This window comes from Sorangium sp. So ce1036 (genome assembly GCF_051369805.1).
In the GTDB taxonomy this organism is placed as follows: Bacteria; Myxococcota_A; Polyangia; order Polyangiales; family Polyangiaceae; genus Sorangium; species Sorangium cellulosum_F.
On the sequence record NZ_JBBMOX010000001.1, the window covers coordinates 7,325,614 to 7,347,046 of the forward strand.

Annotated in this window: 19 protein-coding genes; 10 read left to right on the forward strand and 9 right to left on the reverse strand. The window is 76.2% G+C overall.

What is annotated here, in order from left to right; genetic code table 11:
* Positions 1-99: 99 nt before the first annotated feature.
* The 5 genes from WMF31_RS27405 (at position 100) to WMF31_RS27425 (ending at position 7,877) form a co-directional block, all read left to right on the forward strand.
* On the forward strand, positions 100-1,275 hold the full coding sequence (locus tag WMF31_RS27405) for a hypothetical protein (protein ID WP_436604769.1): 1,176 nt from the start codon (positions 100-102) through the stop codon (positions 1,273-1,275).
* Positions 1,276-2,304 (forward strand): diacylglycerol/lipid kinase family protein, encoded by a 1,029-nt coding sequence (locus WMF31_RS27410; protein ID WP_436604770.1) that lies wholly within the window; start codon positions 1,276-1,278, stop codon positions 2,302-2,304.
* Positions 2,305-2,488: 184 nt separating this feature from the next.
* Positions 2,489-4,162: a serine/threonine-protein kinase gene (locus tag WMF31_RS27415; protein WP_436604771.1), complete on the forward strand. Its 1,674-nt coding sequence runs from the start codon at positions 2,489-2,491 to the stop codon at positions 4,160-4,162.
* A gap of 8 nt (positions 4,163-4,170) precedes the next feature.
* Positions 4,171-6,813 (forward strand): Kelch repeat-containing protein, encoded by a 2,643-nt coding sequence (locus WMF31_RS27420; protein ID WP_436604772.1) that lies wholly within the window; start codon positions 4,171-4,173, stop codon positions 6,811-6,813.
* Positions 6,810-7,877, forward strand: coding sequence for a hypothetical protein (locus tag WMF31_RS27425; RefSeq protein WP_436604773.1), 1,068 nt, complete (start codon positions 6,810-6,812; stop codon positions 7,875-7,877). Before WMF31_RS27420 ends, WMF31_RS27425 begins: the two co-directional genes overlap by 4 nt.
* A gap of 18 nt (positions 7,878-7,895) precedes the next feature.
* Here the strand turns inward: WMF31_RS27425 and WMF31_RS27430 are convergent, their stop codons facing one another.
* The 8 genes from WMF31_RS27430 to WMF31_RS27465 all read right to left on the reverse strand — a co-directional run bounded on the left by WMF31_RS27430 (position 7,896) and on the right by WMF31_RS27465 (position 15,122).
* Positions 7,896-8,372 carry a hypothetical protein gene (locus WMF31_RS27430; RefSeq protein ID WP_436604774.1) on the reverse strand — a complete coding sequence of 159 codons (477 nt, stop codon included), beginning with the start codon at positions 8,370-8,372 and terminating at the stop codon, positions 7,896-7,898.
* 206 nt (positions 8,373-8,578) lie between these two features.
* On the reverse strand, positions 8,579-9,709 hold the full coding sequence (locus WMF31_RS27435) for a hypothetical protein (protein ID WP_436604775.1): 1,131 nt from the start codon (positions 9,707-9,709) through the stop codon (positions 8,579-8,581).
* A 206-nt stretch (positions 9,710-9,915) separates the two neighbouring features.
* On the reverse strand, positions 9,916-10,290 hold the full coding sequence (locus WMF31_RS27440; protein ID WP_129346711.1) for a response regulator: 375 nt from the start codon (positions 10,288-10,290) through the stop codon (positions 9,916-9,918).
* A gap of 70 nt (positions 10,291-10,360) precedes the next feature.
* Positions 10,361-11,722, reverse strand: coding sequence for an ATP-binding protein (locus WMF31_RS27445; protein WP_436604776.1), 1,362 nt, complete (start codon positions 11,720-11,722; stop codon positions 10,361-10,363).
* The gene (locus WMF31_RS27450; protein ID WP_129346709.1) at positions 11,719-12,405 is read right to left on the reverse strand and encodes a response regulator transcription factor; all 687 of its coding nucleotides are present in this window, start codon (positions 12,403-12,405) and stop codon (positions 11,719-11,721) included. The genes WMF31_RS27445 and WMF31_RS27450 overlap by 4 nt, the downstream gene beginning before the upstream one ends.
* A gap of 55 nt (positions 12,406-12,460) precedes the next feature.
* Positions 12,461-12,697 carry a hypothetical protein gene (locus WMF31_RS27455; RefSeq protein ID WP_436604777.1) on the reverse strand — a complete coding sequence of 79 codons (237 nt, stop codon included), beginning with the start codon at positions 12,695-12,697 and terminating at the stop codon, positions 12,461-12,463.
* Positions 12,698-12,713: 16 nt separating this feature from the next.
* Positions 12,714-13,259 carry a periplasmic heavy metal sensor gene (locus tag WMF31_RS27460; RefSeq protein ID WP_436604778.1) on the reverse strand — a complete coding sequence of 182 codons (546 nt, stop codon included), beginning with the start codon at positions 13,257-13,259 and terminating at the stop codon, positions 12,714-12,716.
* A gap of 237 nt (positions 13,260-13,496) precedes the next feature.
* Positions 13,497-15,122 (reverse strand): hypothetical protein, encoded by a 1,626-nt coding sequence (locus WMF31_RS27465; RefSeq protein WP_436604779.1) that lies wholly within the window; start codon positions 15,120-15,122, stop codon positions 13,497-13,499.
* A gap of 394 nt (positions 15,123-15,516) precedes the next feature.
* Here WMF31_RS27465 and WMF31_RS27470 point away from each other — a divergent pair, with 394 nt between their 5' ends.
* From WMF31_RS27470 to WMF31_RS27485, 4 genes are read left to right on the forward strand one after another with little or no spacing between them, the layout of a single operon-like run.
* Entirely contained in the window at positions 15,517-16,059 is a 543-nt protein-coding gene (locus WMF31_RS27470; RefSeq protein ID WP_436604780.1) for a hypothetical protein, read from the forward strand.
* On the forward strand, positions 16,056-17,630 hold the full coding sequence (locus WMF31_RS27475) for a GMC family oxidoreductase N-terminal domain-containing protein (protein WP_436604781.1): 1,575 nt from the start codon (positions 16,056-16,058) through the stop codon (positions 17,628-17,630). Before WMF31_RS27470 ends, WMF31_RS27475 begins: the two co-directional genes overlap by 4 nt.
* 56 nt (positions 17,631-17,686) lie before the next feature.
* The gene (locus WMF31_RS27480; protein ID WP_436604782.1) at positions 17,687-18,790 is read left to right on the forward strand and encodes a threonine aldolase family protein; all 1,104 of its coding nucleotides are present in this window, start codon (positions 17,687-17,689) and stop codon (positions 18,788-18,790) included.
* On the forward strand, positions 18,787-19,896 hold the full coding sequence (locus WMF31_RS27485) for a tetratricopeptide repeat protein (RefSeq protein ID WP_436604783.1): 1,110 nt from the start codon (positions 18,787-18,789) through the stop codon (positions 19,894-19,896). Before WMF31_RS27480 ends, WMF31_RS27485 begins: the two co-directional genes overlap by 4 nt.
* Before the next feature lie 57 nt (positions 19,897-19,953).
* On the opposite strand, the gene WMF31_RS27490 is transcribed toward WMF31_RS27485, so the two are convergent.
* Positions 19,954-20,568, reverse strand: a complete 615-nt coding sequence (locus WMF31_RS27490) for a hypothetical protein (RefSeq protein WP_436604784.1) — start codon at positions 20,566-20,568, stop codon at positions 19,954-19,956.
* A gap of 7 nt (positions 20,569-20,575) precedes the next feature.
* On the opposite strand from WMF31_RS27490, the gene WMF31_RS27495 reads away from it, so the two are divergent.
* Complete coding sequence (locus WMF31_RS27495; RefSeq protein ID WP_436604785.1) at positions 20,576-21,424, forward strand: hypothetical protein; 849 nt, start codon at positions 20,576-20,578, stop codon at positions 21,422-21,424.
* The last annotated feature ends 9 nt before the right edge of the window (positions 21,425-21,433 follow it).

Sequence of the window (21,433 nt, forward strand, 5' to 3'; positions counted from 1 at the left end):
GGCGGCGCGGCGCCGACGCTCTTTACAGCCAGCGCTCGATCCGCTTACAGCCAGCGCTCGATCCGCGCACGGTTCCATGGAATGGAGGCCCACCCCGACATGAGACATCCTCTGCAGGCCCGCCGGCCCCCCGGGCGCTGGGCGCTCGCCGCGCTGCTCGCCGCCACCTGGTGGCTCGCCGCGGCCCCGGCGCCGGCGCAAGACGCAGCCGCCGCCCCGGCGCAGCCGGCGCCGCCGCCCGCAGAGCAGGCCGCAGCGCCGGCCGACGGGCCCCCCGCAGCGCAGCTCGCCCTACCGCTCGGAACGCCGCCGGCCGCCGACGCCGGCGGCTCGCCCCCCGCCGCCGGCGGCCCGGCCGCGGAGGCCGGCCCGCGCGGCGCCGCCGAGCGCGCCCCGTCGCGGCGCGACAGGCCCGGGGCGACGAGCAGCCGCGCCGCGCCCGCGAAGAAGCGCCGCGGCGGCATCAACCCGTGCATGACGCCCGATCCGGGCTGGGGCGTCTACGACCGGTGGTCCCGCGCGCCGTCGATGGGGCAGATGATCATGCCCCACCGGGGCGGGGTCACGAAGCGCGGCGGCTTCGACCTCCTCATCCACTTCCACGGCCACGAGGCGCTGCGGAAGGAGTTCGTCAAGGCGGCCGACGGCGTCGTCCTCGTCGGCATCGACCTGGGCATCGGCTCGGGCGCGTACTCGAGCGCGTTCGCGTCGCCCTACGCCTTCAAGCAGCTCCTCGACAGCGTCGAGCGCGCCGTGGCGAAGAAGACGGGCAAGAAGAGGGCCTACGTCCGGAAGCTCGGGCTCTCGGCCTGGAGCGCGGGCTACGGCGCCGTCGAGCGGATCCTGCGCCAGCCGGCCGGCAAGCGGGTCGACGCGCTCATCCTGCTCGACGCGCTGCACGCCGGGTACGCCGACGAGCGGCAGCGGACGCTCAAGGTCGCGCAGATCGAGCCGTTCATCGCGTTCGCGCGCCGCGCGGCGGCGGGAGAGGCGTTCATGTTCATGAGTCATTCCTCCATCGTGCCGCCCGGCTACGCGTCGACCGGGGAGACGGCGAGCTTCATCGTGAGGCAGCTCCGGGGCAAGCCGCGGCGCGCCTCCCGGCGCGACGTGCTCGGCCTCGACCTGGTCCAGCGCTACGACCGCGGCGGCTTCCACCTCCGCGGCTACAGCGGCGACGACAAGCCCGACCACTGCGCCCACCTCGGCCTGATGGCGGACGTCATGCGGGTCCACATCAAGCCGCGTTGGAAGACGCCGAAAGGCCGGCGCTAGATGGGCGGAATCGGCATCGTCCTCAACCCCCGCTCGCGCCGGAACCTGAACGATCCGCGCGCCGCCGTCCGGCTCGCGCGCGCGCTCGGCGACCACGGCGTTGTCCGCACCGCGCAGTCCCGGGAGGACCTCGCCCGGATCGCGGAGGACTTCAGGAAGCTCTCCATCGACGTGCTCGGCATCTCCGGGGGCGACGGCACGAACCACGTCACCATCACCGGCTTCCTCGAGGTCTACGAGGACCAGCCGCTGCCGCCGATCGCCTTCCTGCGCGGCGGCACGATGAACACCGTCGCCAACGCCGTCGGCGTCCCCCGCGGCGGCCCCGAGGGGCTGCTCGCCGGGCTCATCGCGCGCTACGCCGAGCGGAGCCACCACCCGCTGCGCTGGGTCGAGCGGCACGTGATGCAGATCGGCGCGCACTACGGGTTCATCTTCGGCACCGGCTGCGTCCACGGGTTCATCGCCGAGTACAACCGCAGCGAGGAGCGGAACGCGCTCTGGGCCGCGAAGGTCCTCGCCCGCGCGAGCGCCGCCGTGCTCCTCGAGGCCGACACCCAGGTCGCCGCGCGCTGGGAGGGGCGGGTGCACTTCGAGGACGGCTCGGCGTTCCCGGACCGCGACTATCTCGCCGTCGCCGCCGGCACCGTCGACCAGATCGGCCTCGGGTTCCGGCCGTTCTACCGCTACAGCGAGCGGCCGGAGACCTTCCACATGCTCGGCATCCACACCTCCGCGCTCGGCTTCGTCCGGAAGCTGCAGGACGTGTGGCGGGCGCAGCCCATGGGCGAGGCGCACACGTTCGAGAAGCTCGCGCAGCGCGCGGTGCTCGAGGCCCGCTCGGGCGTGGTCCACTACGTGTGCGACGGCGATGTCCACGAGCACGTGGGCCCGCTCACGGTGCGCATCGGCCCCCGGGTGAAGATCCTCGTGGAGCACAGGCCCGGCCATCATCCCACCCGGCGCCGCGTGCTGCGCGCCGCGCGCGCGCCGCACGACGGCGTGCCGCGCGGCCTCGGCGCGCTCTGACGCGCGTGGCGGGGCGCGGCGAGGCGTGACGAGGCGCGACGAGGCGCGGCGCGGATCGACCCGCGCCGGCGCGAGAGACCGTGGCTAGAGGAGGCGGGCAAAGTTAGAATGCCCTCTCTTCATGTCGCCGCGCCCAATCTCCGTGCCCGCGCCAGCGACGGGCCCGACGCTGCGGGCTGAGGGCGTGAGCCGCGCCTCTCGCTCCTCCGCGGCCTTCCCTCGCGGGAGCGTCCCCGACGCGGACGCCCCGGAGGCGCCGGGCACGTCCCCCCTCGCGCAGGCCCCGCCGGCCGGCACGCCGTCGCCCGGCCCGGGGCGGGCGACGCGGCGCAGCTACCGCGAGGGCGACGTGATCGGCGGCAAGTACCGGCTGCGCTACGTCCTCGGCGAAGGCGGCATGGGGATGGTGTGGCTGGCCCGCAACGATGTCCTGCACATCGACGTGGCGGTGAAGTTCATCCGGCGCGAGGTCAACTCGCCCGAGGCGACGATGCGGCTCCTCCAGGAGGCGCGGGCCGCGGCGCGGATCGACCACCCGTCGATCGTCCGGGTGCTCGACTTCGGCGAGTCCGAGCACCTCGACCCGTTCATCGTGATGGAGATGCTCCGGGGGGACCAGCTCGTCGAGGCGCTCGAGCGCAAGAGGCGCTTCTCCCCCGCGGCCGCGCTCCGCATCCTCCTGCCGATCGCGAGCGCCCTCGTCGCGGCGCACGATCGCAAGATCGTCCACCGCGATCTCAAGCCCGAGAACATCCTGCTCGTGAAGAACGACCGCGGCGACGTCACCCCGAAGATCGTCGACTTCGGCATCGCCAAGGTGTGGAGCGAGACGTCGAGCGGCGAGGTGACCATGACGGGCACGGTGCTCGGCAGCCCCGACTACATGTCCCCCGAGCAGGCGCGCGGCATCTCCGACGTCGACGGGCAGACCGACATCTGGGCCTTCTCCGTCGTGCTCTACGAGACGATCACGGGCCAGAAGCCGTTCCAGGGCGGCAACTACCACGACCTCGTGAAGGCGATCCTCCGGGAGGATCCGGCGCCGATCACCGCGCTCGGCGTCGGCGACGCCGCGCTCTGGGGCATCATCGCGCGCGGGCTCGCGAAGGAGCGCTCCGCGCGCTGGGGGACGATGCGCGAGATGGGCGAGGCGCTCGCCCGGTGGGCGCTCGACAACGGCGTCGAGGACGACGTGACCGGCACGTCGCTCGCCGCGCACTGGCTGAGCGACGGCGGGCAGCGCCCCCTCTCCGACCGACCCACCATGCGGGCGCCGAGGCCGAGCAGCCCCGCGGCCGAGGAGCCGCCCGCGCGCCGGGAGGTCGCGCACCAGGAGGCCGCGCAGCGGCCGCTCCATCAACCCCCCCGGCGGTGGCGCCTCCTCGTCCTCGCGCTCGTGGCGCTCGCGGTGCTCGGGGCGACCGGCGCCGCGCTCGTCGCCCTGCGCGCGGGCGCCGCGCGCGATGGCAGCGCCGATCTCTCGAGAGCGGCGCCTGCTCCCCCGCCGGCCCTCGCGCCGCCCGCCGGAGCGCCGGAAGCCGCGCAGACGGCCCCCGCGCAGGCGGCCCCCGCGCAGGCGACGCCCGCGCAGGCGGCCCCCGCGCAGGCGGACGGCGCCGCGAGCGCCCCCGGGCCGGCGCGCGAGGCCGGACCGCAGCCCGGCGGCACGAGCGCCGCCGGCGCGCCGCGCCGCGAGCCGGCGGACGGCGGCACGAGCGCCGCCGCCGGCGAGCCCGCGGCGGCCTCCCGGACCCGGACGGCCGGCGCGCGACGGGCCGCGCCCCGTGCCGGATCCACGCGGACGAGCCCCAGGCCGCCCGGCTCCGCCCTGCCGGTCCCGGCGCGGCCGAACTTCTGACGATCGCGATGCCCACGCAGGAGAGGTCCGCGAACGAGAGGCCCCACCCCGCGCCCGCGATCCAGGCGCGCGCCCGCGCGCGCTGGGCGATGCTGCTCGCGATCGCCGGGCTCACCGGCGCCTGCTCGCTGCTCGCGGAGCGCGCCCTCTCGGACAAGCCGTCCGAGGGCGGCGAGGGCGGCGCCGCGGCGGGCAACGCGTCGACCGGCAGCGGCTGCGCGCCGGGCTGCCCCGAGGGCGCCTGCTGCGACGGCCGGTGCGTCGACCCGAGCCAGGACGAGCAGCACTGCGGCGCCTGCGGTAACGCCTGCGAGGCCACCGAGTCGTGCTGCGACGGCTCGTGCGTCGATGTCCTGAACGACCCGTCGCACTGCGGCGCCTGCGGCGCGCGGTGCCCCAACACCCTCTGCGGGGGCGGCCACTGCGCGGCCGAGTGCCTCCTCGGCTTCGACAACTGCGACGGCAACATCGTCATCAACGGCTGCGAGGCCGACCTCTCCAGCGATCCCGAGCGCTGCGGCGGCTGCTCCCTCCGGTGCCCCGCCGGGGCGATCTGCGGCGGGGGGGAGTGCGCCTGCGCGGCGCCGCTGCTCGATTGCGACGATCTCGACGACACGGGGTGCGAGGTCGACGGCTCCTCGGATCCGTCGAACTGCGGCGCGTGCGGCGTCGCCTGCGGGCCGAACATGGCGTGCCAGGGGGGCGCGTGCGCGTGCCAGCCCGGGTACGCCGACTGCAACCTCTCGCCGGAGGACGGCTGCGAGGCGTCGCTCGGCACGGACGCGAACTGCACGGCCTGCGGGAACGCCTGCCCGCCCGGGATGGTGTGCGATCCGACCGGCGGGTGCTCCTGCGCGCCCGGGCTCCTCGACTGCGACGACGTGCCGGGCTGCGAGTCGAGCACCATCAGCCCGGCGACCTGCGGCGCGTGCGACGTGCGGTGCCCGCCGGAGGCGCCGCGCTGCGACGGGACGACGTGCGCCGTCGCCTGCGGCGCGGGCCTCGCGGAGTGCGGCCTCTCGTGCGTCGACACGCGGGAGAGCTCGATCCACTGCGGGGCCTGCGGCGTCGCCGCGGGGCCGCACCAGCGCTGCGAGGGCGGCGAGCTGGTCTGCGAGCCGGGCTTCGCCGACTGCGACCCGCTCGCGCCGGGCTGCGAGGTCGATCTCGCCTCGGATCCAGCGCACTGCGGCGCGTGCGGCGCCGCCTGCAAGCCCGGCGCCGTGTGCGCGGCCGGCGCGTGCGCGTGCGCGGCGTCCACGCCGCGCGACTGCGGCGCGGCGTGCCGCGCCTGCTGCTCGGACGACGACTGCTCGGACGGCGACGGGTGCACCACCGACGTGTGCGAGGACGGCGGCGCGGCGTGCAGGCACACGGGGTGCGCGGCCGGCACGCAGTGCTGCGGCCTGGCCGCGTGCCGCGAGTGCTGCACCAGCGCCGACTGCAGCGGCGGCGACATCTGCTCCGGCGGCGCCTGCATCCAGCCGTGCGCCGGAGGCCTCGCGGCCTGCGACGGGGCGTGCGTCAGCCTGGAGTCGAACGCCCACTGCGGCACGTGCGGGAACAGCTGCCTGAGCGGGCGCCGCTGCGATGAGGGCGCGTGCTGGCCGGCGTGGGTCGAGATGACGAGGAGCGGCGCGCCCGCGCCGCGCCAGATGGCGGCGGCGACCTGGGCCGGGGATGCGCTGTTCGTGTGGGGCGGCCGCACCGCGACCGCGGACGTGGACGACGGGGCGCTCTACGATCCGGCGAGCGACACGTGGTCGCCGCTGCCCCGCGAGGGCGCCCCCTCGCCGCGCGTGCTCGCCTCGGCGGTGTGGACCGGCTCCCGCGTGCTCGTGTGGGGCGGCGGCCCGTTCGCGAGCACGAGGGGCCTGTCCACCGGCGCCCAGTACGATCCGGCGGCGCGGGCGTGGCGGGCGATGAGCCCCGCGAACGCGCCCTCGGCGCGGCGCATGCCCGTCGCCGTGTGGACCGGGACGCGCCTGCTGATCTGGGGCGGGTCCGAGGGCGGCGTGCCCGCGGCCGGCGGTGGCCTGTACAACCCGCTCACCGACGCGTGGACGGCGGTCTCGAGCGCCGGCGCGGCCCCGGCGCGCGACGGCGTCGCGTGGGCCTGGTCGGGCGCGGAGCTCTACGTGTTCGGCGGGCGCTCCGGCGGCGCGGTCACGAACCAGGCGTACGCCTACAACCCGACGACCAACGCGTGGCGGGCGCTGCCCACCGCGGGCGCGCCGGGCCCGCGGAGCGACGCGTTCGCGGTCTGGATGGGCCACCAGCTGCTGGTCTGGGGCGGCCGCGCCGGGGGCGGAGAGACGCTCGACGACGGCGCGCGCTACGATCCGGCGGCCGACGCGTGGGTCGCGATCGACAACGCGAAGCGCCCGTCGCGGCGCAGCCGCGACGAGCGGCGCACCGGATGGAGCGGCTGGACCGGCGCGCGCGCGCTCATCGCCGGCGGGCGGGACGGCGCGACGACCCGGCGGGACGGCAAGCTCTACGATCCGCTGACCGGGTGGGCCGCGAGCATGTCGGCCGCGGACCGCCAGCACGGCTACGGGGTGGGGGTGTGGACCGGGGCGGAGCTCATCCTGTGGTCCGGGCTCGACGGGTCCTCGCTCACCGCCGCCGGGGAGCGGTTCAGGCCATGACGCAGCGGCGGACGCGAGCGCGCGCGCGCCCCCTCGCCCTCCTCGCCATCGCGGCGGCGCTGCTCGCCGCGCCCGCGCCCGCGGGCGCCCAGAGCGCGGCCGACGTCGCCGTCGCGCGCGAGATGTTCATCGAGGGCTCCGAGCTCGCCAGGCAGGGCCGCTGGGAGCAAGCGCGGGAGCGGTACGAGCGCTCCCTCGAGCTCAAGCGCGCGCCGATCACGCTCTATAGCCTCGGCGTGGCCCAGCAGCAGACGGGGCAGCTCGTCGAGGCGCTGGAGAGCTTCCGCGCGTTCCTGGCCGAGCCGTCCGCGCCGGCGACGAAGGAGTACGAGCCGCTCGCGCGGCAGGCGGTCCAGGAGCTCGAGCGCCGCGTCGCGGAGATCGAGCTCAGGATGTCGCCCGCCGACGTCGCCGGCCTCGTGGTGAAGATCGACGGCGTCGCCGTGCCCGCCGCGGCGCTCGACCGCCCGCGGCCCCTCAACCCCGGCCACCACGAGGTGACCGCGACCGCGCCGGGCCACCGCGAGGCGCGGCGGAACCTCTCCACCGCGCCCGGGAGCCGCACCGTGGTGCTGCTGAGCCTGGAGCGCGAGGCCGCCGCGCCCTCCCCCGCGAGCGCCGCGCCCTCGAGCTCGAGCACCAAGCCGCCACGCTCGAGCGCCGCGCCTTCCCCCTCGAGCGCCGCGCGTGGACCGCGGACATCCGCGCTGGGCGGTCCGCCGGGCGCCCTGGGCCCCGCGCCAGAGGCCGACGGCGGGCACGCCGTGCCCATCGCGCTGCTCGCCGGCGGCCTGACCACCTTCACCGCGGGCGTGGTGCTCGGGCTCTTCGGGGTGGCGAGCGCGTCGGACGCCTCGACCCGGGACGGGGACGAGGCCGACGCCGCGCGCGCCCAGGCGCTCGCGGGCGACATCGTCGCGGGCGCCGGCCTCGCCGTGGCCGGCGCGGGTGTGCTCGTGCTGCTCCTCGACGGCGGCCCGGCGCGCGCCGCCGCGGGCGCGCGGCGCGCGCCGCCCGCGCCGCGCGCCGTCGTCGGCCCGCGCGGTGTCACCGTGCGTTTCTGAGCCGCCCCGGAACCGCGGCTACGCCCTCGGCATCTCGCTCCGGTCGAGGCGCACCACCACGAACGCGCCGTAGTTCAGGATCGTGAGCGAGCCCTCGTCCACGATGAGCACCCGGACGCACTGCGGCGGAGACGGGGCGAGCAGATCGGCGTAGGGGTCGAACGGCGCCTCGGCCGCGGGCGGCAGCACGGCGTGCAGGAGGCCGTGCAGGCGCTCCCGGTGGCCGAGCACGACGCTCGCGCCCGATGGCTCCGCGTTGCCGGGCGCGGCGCCGCGAAAGAAGAGCCGGTGCGCCGCCGGGGACACGACGAGGATCGCCGTGTCCGTCACGTCGAGCCCGCCGCGCGCGCAGAGCTGCTCCACCCGGTCGCACACGAGCGCTTCCACCGTCTGGAACAGGCGCAGCCGGCTCCTCTGTCCCTCGGTCAGCCCCGGCTCTTCGAGGACCGCCTCCAGGCTGCACCCGTGCATGTTCCGCTCGACGTCGTACCTCATGCGCCCGCACCGCCCCCCCGCCGCCCGCCCGCCGTGTCGGCCGGGTCGGACAGACGAAACGCGTCCCCCCAGGGGCGCTCATGCACGGGATTAGCCAACGCGCCCTGCGCGGCCGCGCCGCTCGGGGCGGGCCCCAACCTCCGTGCTCTCGGCGCTCTCGGCGCAGCGACCAGGACGCACGCCGTCGATCGTGAGAAGGGCGTGCGCTACGGCGTGTCCGCGGCCGGCGTGACGAGCTTTGCCGTGAGCTCCACCTGGGCGACGCTGCGCTGGGCGGTCTGCTGGCCGCCGGGCGGCACCAGGAGCGCCTGGAGCCGCTGCGCGACGTCGGCCGTGCCCGCCGCGACGCCCGACGGGGACCAGGTGAGCGACCCCTTGCCCGAGGACTCGAGCTGGTCGATGGTCAGCGTGACGTCGCCGTTCGGGCCCGGCAGCTTGAGGTCGGCGCCCTCCGCGTACTGGCGCGTATCCACGGTGAAAGAGACGACGTCGCCCTCGATCTTGTCGATCTTGTAGACCCGGTACCGCAGCACCGGCAGGGCCGCGCCCGACGCCACGGCGCGGTCGGCGACCATCCAGTAGGCCCCCGCGCCGACGGGCTTGTCGGGCAGCGGCGGCGTGAGGAGGCCGACGGCCTCTCCTAGCGCGGCGAGGACCGGCGTGAAGCCCGGATCGGCGCCCTTCGCCAGCTCGACCTTGAAGCCGCTGGCCACGTTCGCCGGGGAGAGCTCGTAGCGGAGCGCGCTCCCCTTCAGCTTGGCGAGCGCGTCCGAGAGCTCCTTCGGCGGGCCGCCGAGGGACATCGAGGCGAGCGTCGCCGACGTGATCTTCGCGGTCACCGGGGTCGCGGCCGCGCCGTCCTTGGGCTTGTCGGCCTGGAGGCTCACGCCGAGCTCGAGCTTCGGCAGCCCCTGCGGCCCGCCCATGCGCAGCCCGAGCGTGACGCCGAGCTGCTGCTCGGCCTTCGGGTCGATCTTCGCGGCGAGCCTCGACCGCGGCTCGCTCCCCTCGTGGACGACATCCAGCTTGTAGGGCACGTCCTTCGGGAGCGCCGCGGCCGCTCTGGGCAGCGTGAACACGCCGTTCTCCGGCGGGGCGTTCGCCGCGTCGCCCTGCGCCTGCGCCGGCGGCGACGTCGCGGGGTTGCCCGACGCGGCCTCGGCCACCACCGCGCCGAGCTTGCCGCCGATGACCGGCTGCGGCGGGCCAGCGTCGAGCGCGCCCGCGTCGGCGGCCCCCTGCGCCTTGCTCTTTTCCTCTTCGCAGCCCGCGGCGAGCCCCGAGAGGACGACCGCCGCGAGCCCCGAAGCCATGATCGCGCGCCAACCTGTGTGCATGACGGCGGGGTGTAGTCAAAACCGGCGCCGCGTTCCAGCACGCTCGCCGGCCAGACGGCGGCCGGCCGCTCGGCACGAAGAGGCTTGCCGCGTCAGCCCCGCCGCGCGGCTCAGCCCGCGAGGAGGAGCCCCGCCGCGCGGCTCAGCCCGCGAGGAGGAGCCCCGCCGCGCGGCTCAGCCCGCGAGGAGGAGCCCCGCCGCGCGGCTCAGCCCCGCCCGCGCGGCTTGAGCCCGCCGATGTGCTCCAGGAGCTCCAGCGGGCGAAACGGCTTGGCGTAGTAGGCCGTCGCGCCGAGCTCCTCGGCGCGGAGGCGCGCCTCGCGGTCGTCGAGGGCGCTGATCACGATGATCGGCAGGCTGGCGGTGCGCGGGTCCGCGCGGAGGCGCGCGCACACCTCGAAGCCGTCCATGCTCCCGGGGAGCATCAGGTCGAGCAGCAGGACGTCGAACTGCCCCGTCAGCGCGCGCTCCACCGCCTCGGGGCCCGTGCCGACGCCGCTGACCTCATGGCCGCTCGCGCCGACCAGCGCCTCGATCATGCGCCGGATCGCGTCCTGATCTTCGCAGAGGAGGATTCGCATGGTCGCGAGCCAGAAGGAGCGTCGCACCCGCGCCGTCGCGTGGTCAAGCGGGAACGCGCGCGCGGCGCCGCTACGCGCGGCGGCGGGCGGCGGTGCCCGGATCGCCGGCCGGCGGACGCAGCGCGAGCTCGATGCCCACACGGGCCCCGCCGCCCTCGCGGCGCTCGGCGAAGGCGCGGCCCCCGTGCGCCTCGGCGATGCGCTTGCAGAGCGTGAGGCCGAGGCCGAGCGACCCGCGCTCGGCGCCGCTGCCCTGGGCCCGTTCACGACGGAAAAACGGCTCGAAGATGCGCGTCTCTTCGCCTTCCGCGAACCCTGGCCCGCGATCCTCGACCTCGAACACGATGCGCTGCGGGCCGCCGGGGCGGACGCGCAGACGGTCGGCGCCGCCCGCGTGCGCGCGCGCGTTCTCGAGCAGGTTGGCGAGGGCGCGCGCGAGCAGCGTCGCGTCGGCCTCGAACGCCGGCGTCCCCTCCGCGACCTCCAGCAGCGTCGGATCGAGCCCGGCGCGCTCCAGGGCGCGGAGCGCGGCCTCGGCCGGATCGAGGCGGGTCACGGTGAGGGCGGCGAAGTCGAGGCGCGAGCTGGCCAGGAGGTCGCCGACGAGCGCGTCGATCTCCATGACCTCGCGGTCGAGGTCGTCGAGCACCGTCGCGCTCGGGGCGCCGCTCCCGCGGGCCATCTCGGTGAGCAGGCGGATGCGGGCGAGCGGCGTGCGAAGCTCGTGCGAGACCGCGGCCAGGAGCTCTCGCTGGTCGGCGATCTGGCGCTCGATGCGGGCGGCCATGTCGTTGACCGCCTCGGCGACCACGCCGACCTCGCCGTGCCCGTGGCGATCGAGCCGGACGCGGCTCGACAGCTTGCCCGCGCCGATCTCGTGGGCGACGTGGGCGAGATCGACGAGCGGGCGCGCGAGGCGGCGGGAGATCACGCCCGAGGCCCCCCACAGCACCACGGCGACCGCGAGCAGCGGCAGGGCGAAGCGGAGCGACGCGCCGGAGCGGCCCCGCCCGGGGCAGAGGAGCACGGTGCCGAGCACCGCGCCCCCGTCGCGGACCGGCGCGACCAGGGCGCGCGACCTGCTGCAGATCTGGCCGTAGCGCACGAGCCGCCGTCCGCTCGCGTCGAGGAGCTCGAGGTCGGTGTCGAAATCCTCGGCGATCACGCGGGCGAGCGCGTCGCGGGCCATCGGGTCGCGCCAGACCCCCTGGAACTGGTGGCCCACGAAGTTCCTGGCGCTCGCGTGCTCGCGCCGCCACCCGGAGTTGCCGAGCTGGTTGAGCATCCCGACCGTCGCGAACGCGGCGAGCGCGGTGAGCAGGATGGTCGCGCCGAACCACATGAAGAGCCGGCGGTGCAGGCGCGCGCTGAGGAAGCGGCCGATCGAGACCTTTCGCCTGTTCTCGTGCAGCCAGGACCGGTAGCGCCTCACGCGCGGTCCTTCGCGAGCACGTAGCCGACCCCGCGCACCGTCTTGATGAGCTTCGGCGACCTCGGGTCGTCGGCGAGCTTCTGGCGGAGGTGGGAGATGTGGACGTCGACCGTCCGGCCGCCGACGTTGACGTCGCCGCGGCCGGCCTCCTCGAGGAGCGCCTCGCGGGCGACGACGCGGCCGGCGCGCCGCGCGAGGGCGACGAGGATGTCGAACTCGATGCCGGTGAGATCCGCGGGCTTGCCCGCGACCGTGACCACGCGGCCGGGCACGTCGATGGCGATGTCGCCGGCCACGATCCGCTCGCCGGCGGCGTCCGGCGTGGCGCGCCGGAGCACGGCCCGGAGGCGCGCGAGCAGCTCGCGCGGGCTGAACGGCTTCGCGATGTAGTCGTCGGCGCCGATCTCGAGGCCGACGACGCGATCGGCCTCGTCGCCGCGGGCGGTGAGCATGAGGATGGGCATCGAGCTCTTGAGCCGGATGCGGCGCACGACCTCGATGCCGTCCATGCCGGGCATCATCACGTCGAGCAGGACCGCGTCGAAGGTCCCCGCGGCGAGCGCGGCGAGGCCGCGCGCGCCGTCGCTCGCGACGGTCACCGCGAACCCGTTCTGCTCCAGGTAGCTCGCGAGCAAGCCGTGGAGCCGGGTGTCATCGTCGATGAGAAGGATCCGCAGCGCCATGAGAGTCCCGGGTCAAGGGGCGGCAGCGCGCGGCTGCCGCCGTCCTTTTTATAGCTCAGCGGCCCTCGCCGGTGTCCGCCTGCGGCGCCCCGGGCCTCGCGGGCGCGGCGCTCCGCGGCGCGGCGCGATCGGAGCGCTCGGCGTCCCTCGCGGCGTTCACGCAGAGCGAGGCGACGTGGCGCTGGAAGGCGTCGCGGCGCGCCTCCGCCCGGCAGCGCAGCGAGGCGAAGCCGGATGCGTAACCGACGACGGTGCCGAGCGCGAGCAGCGCGATCGTGATCTTGCGTCGCATGGTCTCGCCTCCTTCCTCACGCCCAGCGGCCGTGGGTCCTGTAGGGGTCGCCGCGGTGGCCGCGCCACGCGTAGCCGCCGGGTCCCACGTCGCGGAACGCGGCCGGGCCGATCTCGATGAGGTCCGCGAGCTGCTCGCGCTGCCGGTCCTCGAGCACGGCGTGGACCTTCCCGAGCGCGCCGACGGCGGCCCTGCGCAGCGCCTCGATGGCGGTGTCGTGCCTCGCGAAGAGCTCGCCGAGGCGCGTCTCGTCGAAGCTCGGGCTCCGCATCGCGGCCGCGACGTCCGCGCGCGTGCCGCGGATCTCGCCCCGCTGCGCGTCGGCGGCGGCGCGGAGCTCGTCGAAGGCGGCGACGATGACCTTCTCCTGCGCCGGGGTGGTGTCGAGCCGGTCGAAGAGGAACGACAGGAAGAAGCGCCGGCGGAAGCCGCGGCCGCCGAAGCCGCGCCGGCCGAAGAACGGCGGCCCCGCGTCCCAGGGCGCGCCGCAAGCGTGCCGGCCGCGCTTGAGCGCCATGAAGAGGCCGATCAGGCAGGCCGTTCCGAACACGAATCCCAGCATGGTGAATACCCTCCGTGAGCGTCGTCGTTGTCGAGCCGTGCACCGGGAGTGAGCGCGCGACCTCCGTTCTCCCGAACGCGAGCGCGACCCCGAGCCACGGGGCCCGGCGCCGCAGACGCGCGGCCCCGAGCCACGCTGAAGCTGCGCAGGGCGTGTGAAGGATGTGCCGGGTAGCGGGTGAAGAAGTGTGAAGGCGGCGGCGTGCCGCGCGGCGCGCTGCCTCGTGGCGGCGCGGCGCTACGTCTTGTCGGACGGCTTTCCGTCCTCGAGCGGCTCCGCCGCGCCGAGGTCGTCGAGGTCGGCGTCAACGCTGTCGGGGCCGGCGACGGCCCAGGGGTTGGTGCGCTCGCTCTCGACTTCTTCTCCCTCGTCGCCGTCGCTCTCCTCCTCGAGATCGTCGAGCGACTCGATCCCGAGCGCGGACACCGCGATGCTCGGCGCAGGCGGCACCGACGCGCGCGGCGCAGGCGGCGCAGGCGGCGCGGGCGGCGTCGACGCGCGCGGCGCGGGCGGCGGGGGTGGCGTCGAGGCGCGCGGCGCGGGCGGCGCGGACGGCGTCGACGCGCGCGCCGGCTCGGCGGCGGGCGGCGGCGAGGCGCCCCCCGGGGAGGACCCGGCCGCGGACGGCGGCCGCGCGGCGAGCGCGCCCGCCGTTGCCCCGGCGGCCCCGCTCGGCGGCGTGAGGGCGCCGGCGGGCTTCGGCGCCGAGGACGACGCGCCGGGCGGGCTGCTCACGGCGGCAGGGAGACCTCCCGGCGGCGATCCCGTCGGCGCCGAGGGAGCCCCGGCCGGCGCGGGGCCGCCGGCCGGCTTGCCCGCCGGGCCCCCGTTCAGCGCGCCGCCGGAGGGGACGGGGACCGACGCCGACGGCGCCGACGCGGGCGCGCTCCCGGAGGAGACCGGGGCCGACGCCGCAGGCGCGGACGCCGCGGGCGCGCCGCCGGACGAGGCAGGGGCCGACGCCGCGGGCGCGGACGCCGCGGGCGCGCTGCTCGACGGGGCGGCGGTGATGGCGCTGCCGCTGCGGCCCGACGAGAGCTCCACGGCGGCCGCCTTCGGCGCGTCCGCCTTCTGCGCGGCGCGCGGCGGGTCGAAGCGCATCGCCGTCTGCGCGAGCTGCACGACCGGCAGGATCTCGCGCGGCGGGATGTTCGCGGCGATCACGTCCGGCCCGGCGATCGCGAGCTCGGCGGCGGCGTGGAACGGGACGCCGGGGCGCTCGCGCTCCTGCTTGAGCCGCGCGCTGTCGATGGCGACGCGGACCTCGAGGGGGATGCGGGTCTGCCAGAGCCGGCCGTCGATCGCGGTGCGCACGTCCCACGGCGTCAGGATCGGCTTGCGGCCGATGCCCTCGAACGGGCTCCGGTCCGCGAGGAGCGCCTTGAGCAGCCAGGCGACGATCTCCTGGTGCTGCGGCGTGTCCTCGTCCCACGGCATCGACTCGCAGAAGAACTGCCAGTACGCGGCCGCCGGCCCGTACACGGCGAGATCGCGCGGGTCGTACGCGACCTCGAACGCGCGCGGGGTGATGTCCCCCTCGTCGATGACCGAGTCGATGAGCGCGCCCTGGAAGTCCGGCGTCTTGCGTCGCGCGGCGCGCGGCGACAGGCCGGTGAGGGACGTCGTGATCTGCTGGCGGATGTCGCTCCGCTCGCGGAACCAGCCCATCCGCTCGATCGCGCCCCAGCGCTCGCGCAGCTTGACCGGCGTCCACCACGGCAGGTCAAGCTCTCGTAGCTGCGCGACCAGCTCGGCCACGAGCTGCAACGCGGGCTCGCTCGCGAGGTGCACGCGCGCCTCTCTCCTCAGCGTCTCGTCGTCCTTGCTGTCAGGATCTCGGTGCTGCAGCGATCGCTCCACCATCGTTCCTCCGTGTTCTCCCGGCTCTCTCTGGCATATCAGAACCGGATCCGCGGCGGCCAGCCCGCGCGGTCGCGAGATCCGATCCCGGTCGACGCGATCCCCTCCGGCCGGCGCGCGCCGCGCCTCGCGCGGGTCGAGCGCGCGAAGTCCTGCAGCGACGCGCGAAGTTCTCGCCGTCACTTCACCCGTGGTGCGCGATCCGCCGTCGTGAGGCGCGACCGGTCTACGCGAGGCGCGGCCGGCCGCTGGCGGACGCGGCCGCGGGTCCGGAAGCAAATCTCCAGAGGGCGCGCCCTGCCGGTGGCCGAGGCCAGCGCCGGAGATCACCCGGCCGCGGCGCGCGCGCCGCCTTGGATCTCGGCGCTGGCACGATCCGGGCTACGCTCTCGCGCCCATGCAGGACACGGTCGAGGACGCACACGAACGCGGCGCCGGCACCGAGCGGCTGGACCGCCCCGGCCGCGGGCTCGCGCCCTGGGCGCGACGCGTCGCGTGGGCCGCCGCCGAGGCGATGCTGTGCGACGAGGACGAGCGCGGCGAGCTCGTCGCGCCGGGCGCCGACGTGTGCGAGCGCGCGGTCACGGCGCTGGATCGGTCGCTCGGGCAGGGCAGCCCCGAGCTCCGGCGCGGCTTCTCGCTGCTGGCCGCGTGCCTGGAGCTCCTGCCGCTCTTCGTGATCGGCGCCCTCGGCCGGATGAGCCGGCTCCCGCTCGCGCGGCGGCTCGCGTACCTCGAGGCGCTGGAGTCGAGCCGCGTCGGGCTGCTCGCGGTGCTGCTGCTCGCGTTCAAGGTGCCGCTGTGCATCCCCGCCTTCGAGGAGGGCGAGGAGCTCGCGATGACGGGCCTCGATCGCGAGAGCACCGTGGCGCGGCGCCGGCTGCCCGGCCTGCGCGCCGCCCAGGGGCCGGCCGCGAAGCGCGCGGAGGGCGCCGCGTGAGCGCCGCCATCGCGTCGAGCGATCCGATCGTCCGCGGGCGCGACCTGCCGGCGGGGTTCGACGAGCCGTGCGACGTCGTCGTGGTCGGCTCCGGCGCGGGCGGCGCGGTCGTCGCCGCGCTGCTCGCCGAGGCCGGGCGCCGCGTGATCGTGCTGGAAGAGGGCCCCTACCACCGCCCCGACGACTACCAGCGCTGGAAGCCCAGCGAGTCGCTGCGGCGGCTGTTCCGGGAGGGCGGGATGGTGACGGCGTTCGGCCTCGGCCAGACGCCGATCATCTCCATCACCCTGGGGCGCGCCGTCGGCGGATCGTCGGTCGTGACCGGCGGGGTCTGCTTCCGCATCCCGGGCGCCGTCCACGCGCGGTGGGTGCGCGAGCTCGGCCTCGACGAGCTGTCGGAGCGCGCGCTCGAGGCGGCGTACGAGAGCGTCGAGCAGAGGCTCCAGGTCCGCGAGGTCCCCGAGGCGATGCGCTCGGCGTCGACCGCGCGGTTCGTCGAGGGGGCGAGGCGGCTCGGCATCCCGATGCGGCCGCTGCGCCGCAACACCGGCGACGCGTGCGAGGGGAACGGCCGCTGCAACTTCACCTGCCCCGCCGGGGCGAAGCGCTCGGTCGACGTCGCCTACCTGCCGTCGGCCACGGCGCGCGGCGCGCGCGTCGTCGCCGACGCGCTGGTCGAGCGGATCGTCGTGGAGCGCGGGCGCGCCGCCGGCGTCGAGGGGACGCTGCTCGGCGGCGAGCCGGGGGCCCCGCAGCGCAGGTTCCGGGTGCGCGCGAAGGCCGTGGTCGCCGCGTGCGGCACGCTGCACACGCCGCTGCTCCTCCGCACGGCGGGCGCCTTCAGGGCGAGCGGCGCGCTCGGCGACGGCGTGACCTTGCACCCGGCGGTGCGCGTGGTCGCCCGGTTCGACGACGCGCTGAACGGCTGGGACGGCGCGCTGCAGAGCGTGTACTCCGACCACTTCGACGCCGAGGGGATCAAGCTCGTCGGCGTGTACTCGGCGGTGAACGTGCTCGCGGCGGGCCTGCCGGGCGTCGGGCCCGCGCTCCGGCGGCGCGTCCGCGCGCTCCCGCGCTGCGCCGTCTTCGGCGCCATGATCCACGACGAGGGCGGCGGCCGCGTCCGCCCCGGCCCCGGGCGGGAGCCCCTGCTCTCGTACGCGATGGCGCCGCGCGATCTCGCCCGGCTCCGCCGGTCGATCACCGTCCTCGGCGAGGTGGCGCTCGCCGCCGGCGCGCGCGAGGTCTACTCCTCGATCCTCGGCGCCCCGCCGATCACGACCGTCGACGCCGCGCGCGCGCTCGAGCGCGCCCCGATGGACGCGCGCCGCATCGAGTGCATGGCGTTCCACCCGCTCGGGAGCGCGCGGATGGCGAACGATCCGCGGCGCGGGATCGTCGATCAGAGCGGCGAGTGCTTCGAGCTGCCGGGGCTGTTCGTGGCCGACGGGTCCGTCCTCCCCACGAGCATCGGCGTGAACTCGCAGGTGCCGATCATGGCGATGGCGACGCGCATCGCGTGGCGGATGGCCGAGCGGTTCCCGAGGCTCGCGGCGGAGGGCCCCGCGTAGGGGGCGGCGGGCGCGGTGCTACGATGCCGGCGGAGGCCGGCGGCCGAGGGTTGAGCATGCAAGCGATGATCGATCTCCGCTCCGACACGGTGACCCGACCGACCGCGGCGATGCGCGCGGCCATGGCCGCGGCCGAGGTCGGCGACGATGTCTACCGGGAGGACCCGACCGTGCGCCGGCTCGAGGAGCGCGTCGCCGAGCTCACCGGCAAGGAGGCCGCGCTCTTCGTGCCGAGCGGGACCATGAGCAACCAGATCGCGCTCCTCTGCCACACGCAGCGCGGCGACGAGGTGATCGCGGGCGAGGGGGCGCACTGCGCGCACGACGAGAGCGGCGCCGCGCCCGCCTGGAGCGGCGTGCAGTTCGCCTTCGCCGGGCGCGGCGGGCTCTTCACCGCGGAGGACGTCGAGGACGCGATCAAGCCGCCCCAGTACCACCGCCCGCGCACCCGCGTCGTCGCGATCGAGAACACGCACAACCGCGCGGGCGGGCGCGTCTTCCCGCAGCGCGACGTGCTCGCCATCGCGGAGGTCGCGCGCGCGCACGGGCTCGCGCTCCACCTCGACGGGGCGCGCCTCTGGAACGCGGCGGTCGCCTCCGGCAGGACGGTCGCCGAGCTCGCGGCGCCGTTCGACACGGTGAGCGTCTGCTTCTCGAAGGGGCTCGGCGCGCCGGTCGGCTCCGCGCTCGCCGGCGGCGCCGACGCGGTGCGCGCCGCGCTCCGCTTCCGGAAGATGCTCGGCGGCGGGATGAGGCAGGCCGGCGTGCTCGCGGCCGCCGCGCTGCACGCGCTCGCGCACCACCGGGATCGCATCGCCGAGGATCACGACAGCGCGCGCGCGATCGCCTTCGCGCTGCGCGCGGCCGCGCGCAGCGCGCCCTCGCCGCCCGCGGCGGAGCCGCCGCAGGCGACGATCGAGGAGCCCGAGACGAACATCGTCTACGTCGACACGCCCGGGCGCCCTGCCGAGCGGCTCGTCGACGCCGCGCGGCGGCGCGGCGTGCTCGTGGGGGCGGCGGGCCGGAGCGCCGTCCGCGCCGTGACCCACCTCGATCTCGCGCCCGACCAGGTCGCGCCCGCGGCGCGCGCCCTCGCCGAGGCGCTCGCCGAGGTGCTGGCGACGCCGCGCGCGCCGCGCGGCGCGGGCGGGCGCGCGTGAGCCGCCGCGCCTCGAACGCCGCGGCGCCGGCGCTCGCCCTCGCGCTCGCGGCGCTGCTCGGCGCCGCGTGCGCGGCGGCGCCCGGCGACGCCTACCTCGACGCGATGGCCAAAGGCTCGCGCGCGTACCACGCCGGCCGCTACCGCGAGGCGGCGCGCGCGTTCGACGGCGCCGCCGCGCGCGCCGAGCGCGTGAAGGATCGCGACGAGGCGCGGCTCCTGCAGGCGCGCTCGTTCGAGCGCGCGGAGGCCTGGGGCGAGGCGCGCGCGTCGTACGAGCGGCTGCTCGCCGAGTCGCCCGGAGGGCCGCGCTCCGCGCGCGCGGAGTTCGAGCTCGCCGATCTCGCGATCGCGCACGGGGACGCGGACGCTGGCTGGGCGATGCTCCTCGCGGCGACGCGGCGACACCCGTCGCACGGGCTCGCGCGCGGCGCGCTGAAGCGGCTCATCCAGCGCGAGGAGGAGCGCGCCGGCGCGGGCGGCGCGCTCGCGTGGCTGCGGCGACACGGCCCCGCGCTCCGGAAGACGGCGCTCGATCAGGACGTCGGCTACCAGACGGGGCTCCTCCTCGAGCGCAGCGGCGACCGCGAGGGCGCCCTCCGCGCGCTCGTCGCCGCCGCGCGCGCGCACCCGTACCCGGCCGGCAACCTGACGGACGACGCGCTCTTCCGCGCGGCGGAGCTCGCCGCCGCCCTCGGTCGCCCGCGGGAGGCCATCGGCTACCTGCGGGAGCTGCTCGCGTCGCGCGAGCCCGCCATCACGGGCAGCTACGAGCGCGAGCGGTTCGACGACGCGCAGCTCCAGATCGCGCTGCTTTACCGCGACGCGCTCGGCGACCACGCGGCCGCGCGCCGCGAGCTACGCAAGCTCTACACGGACCACCGCACGTCCATCCTGCGCGACGACGCCCTGTGGGCCGAGGCGAAGCTGTGGCGAGCGGACGGACTCCCCGCGGAGGCCTGCGCGACCGTGGCCCTGCTCGCCCGGGAGCTCCCCGACTCGCGCTACGCGCGCTGCGCGCAGGCGCTCTGCCCGTCGCTCCCGGCGGCGAAGCGACCGTGCGCTGACTACATCCTCCGCGAGCTCGACGGCCGAGAGGAGCCTTGACGCGGGAGCGCCGCACGGCGTGGCGCCGCGCGGCGCCGCGCCGGGGGGCGCCCGCGCTCAGTCGTCCTCGTCGTCCTCGGGCTCCAGCTCGGCGTCTTCGTCCTCGTCGTCATCGCCGAGGTCGTCGTCGTCGTCCTCGTCGGCCTCGTCGAGGTCGTCGTCGTCCTCGCGCGGCTCGTACTTGAGGTCGATGCCGATGTCGCCGAGCTGCGTCTCGAGGAGCTCGAAGAGCTCGTCAACATCGTCGCCCCCCCACTCGTCGAGCACGTCGGTCAGGAACTCGAAAAAATCACCGCTGTCCAGACGACGCTCGATCTCTTCGACCTGCTCTTCCGAGAACGCTTCGAGGACGTCCTCGCGCAGCGCTTCGGTGTCGCCTTCCTCAACGGCATCCGCCGCAGAGAGGCGGATCTGCTTTACGGCACGCTTGTCGAGGTGAATCTCCATGAAGGTGGCTTCGTTTAGGCGACCCTCGCAGCCGCCGTCAAGCGGCGTATGGCGGTGAGCATCAAGAGACCGTCCGTCTCCCCTCCTTTTCCCCGTCCACCTCCCCTCCCTTTCCGGCGCCGCGGCGAGCCCGACCGCGCGCCGGGACGCCGGACGGGCCGCCCCGGCGCCGTCGCGCGGCAGCCGGTGGAGCGTTGCCGGCGGCGGATCTCTCGCGTATCTCAACCAAGTCGTGCGTTTACGACCTCCGCCCGGCGCGCTCCCGGCCGCGATCACCGTGGCCATCGCGCTGCTGTCCCCGACAGCCTCGTCCGCGCCGCCGGCGGGCCGGATCCAGGGCGCCCTCTCTCCCGACGCGTCGAGCCCCGACGCGTCGGGCGCTCCCGTCGACGCCCGGGCCGAAGCGGACGCGGCGACCGGAGGCGCCCTCGCCTCGCCCGCCGCGGGCGCGGCCTCGGAGGCGCGAGGAGGCGCGACCGCCGCGGAGCCGCCGCCTCCGGCCGTGCCTCGCGTCGAGATCGCCACCCGGCCCCCGCCGCTCCACGTCGAGTACGCGCAGTACGGTGTTGCGCTCGCGGCGGAGATCAGCCTTGACCCGGGCGCCACCTGCAGGGAGCAGCCGGGTCGCTTCGTGCCGTGCATCCTGGGCAGCGGGGGCGGGCTCTCGGTCCGCGGCGGCTACCGCTCGCCGGGCCCCTGGTACTTCGGCGGGGCGTACCAGTTCACCAAGATGGACTCGAGCAACCTCTACCGGCTCGGGATCTTCCAGCAGCTGCGGGCCGAGATGAGGTACCTGCCCGACACCGGCTACCGCGCGGCCCCGTATTTTTCCGCCGGCGTCGGCGGCGTCGTCTACGGCAACGAGTGGGGCGTCGAGACCGGCGGCGCGCTCATCTTCGCCGGCGTCGGGATCGAGCTGGAGGTCTCACGCCGCGCGGTGATCGGGGTCAGCTGCGTCTACCGGCCGGTGCTGCTGGCGGGCTGGAGGGACACGGCGCACCACGAGCGGGAGACCGCCATCGCGCAGTTCGTCGGCTTCGAGTTCCTGCTCGAGGTGCGCACGGAGCTCGGGCGGCGCTGAGCGCCTCCC

Coding starts and splice junctions, on each gene's coding strand:
- WMF31_RS27480 (WP_436604782.1), top strand. CDS start 17,687: ATGCAAGCGATGATCGATCTCCGCTCCGACACGGTGACCCGACCGACC.
- WMF31_RS27405 (WP_436604769.1), top strand. CDS start 100: ATGAGACATCCTCTGCAGGCCCGCCGGCCCCCCGGGCGCTGGGCGCTC.
- WMF31_RS27465 (WP_436604779.1), bottom strand. CDS start 15,122: ATGGTGGAGCGATCGCTGCAGCACCGAGATCCTGACAGCAAGGACGAC.
- WMF31_RS27435 (WP_436604775.1), bottom strand. CDS start 9,709: ATGCACACAGGTTGGCGCGCGATCATGGCTTCGGGGCTCGCGGCGGTC.
- WMF31_RS27440 (WP_129346711.1), bottom strand. CDS start 10,290: ATGCGAATCCTCCTCTGCGAAGATCAGGACGCGATCCGGCGCATGATC.
- WMF31_RS27460 (WP_436604778.1), bottom strand. CDS start 13,259: ATGCTGGGATTCGTGTTCGGAACGGCCTGCCTGATCGGCCTCTTCATG.
- WMF31_RS27425 (WP_436604773.1), top strand. CDS start 6,810: ATGACGCAGCGGCGGACGCGAGCGCGCGCGCGCCCCCTCGCCCTCCTC.
- WMF31_RS27470 (WP_436604780.1), top strand. CDS start 15,517: ATGCAGGACACGGTCGAGGACGCACACGAACGCGGCGCCGGCACCGAG.
- WMF31_RS27430 (WP_436604774.1), bottom strand. CDS start 8,372: ATGAGGTACGACGTCGAGCGGAACATGCACGGGTGCAGCCTGGAGGCG.
- WMF31_RS27450 (WP_129346709.1), bottom strand. CDS start 12,405: ATGGCGCTGCGGATCCTTCTCATCGACGATGACACCCGGCTCCACGGC.
- WMF31_RS27420 (WP_436604772.1), top strand. CDS start 4,171: ATGCCCACGCAGGAGAGGTCCGCGAACGAGAGGCCCCACCCCGCGCCC.
- WMF31_RS27410 (WP_436604770.1), top strand. CDS start 1,276: ATGGGCGGAATCGGCATCGTCCTCAACCCCCGCTCGCGCCGGAACCTG.
- WMF31_RS27455 (WP_436604777.1), bottom strand. CDS start 12,697: ATGCGACGCAAGATCACGATCGCGCTGCTCGCGCTCGGCACCGTCGTC.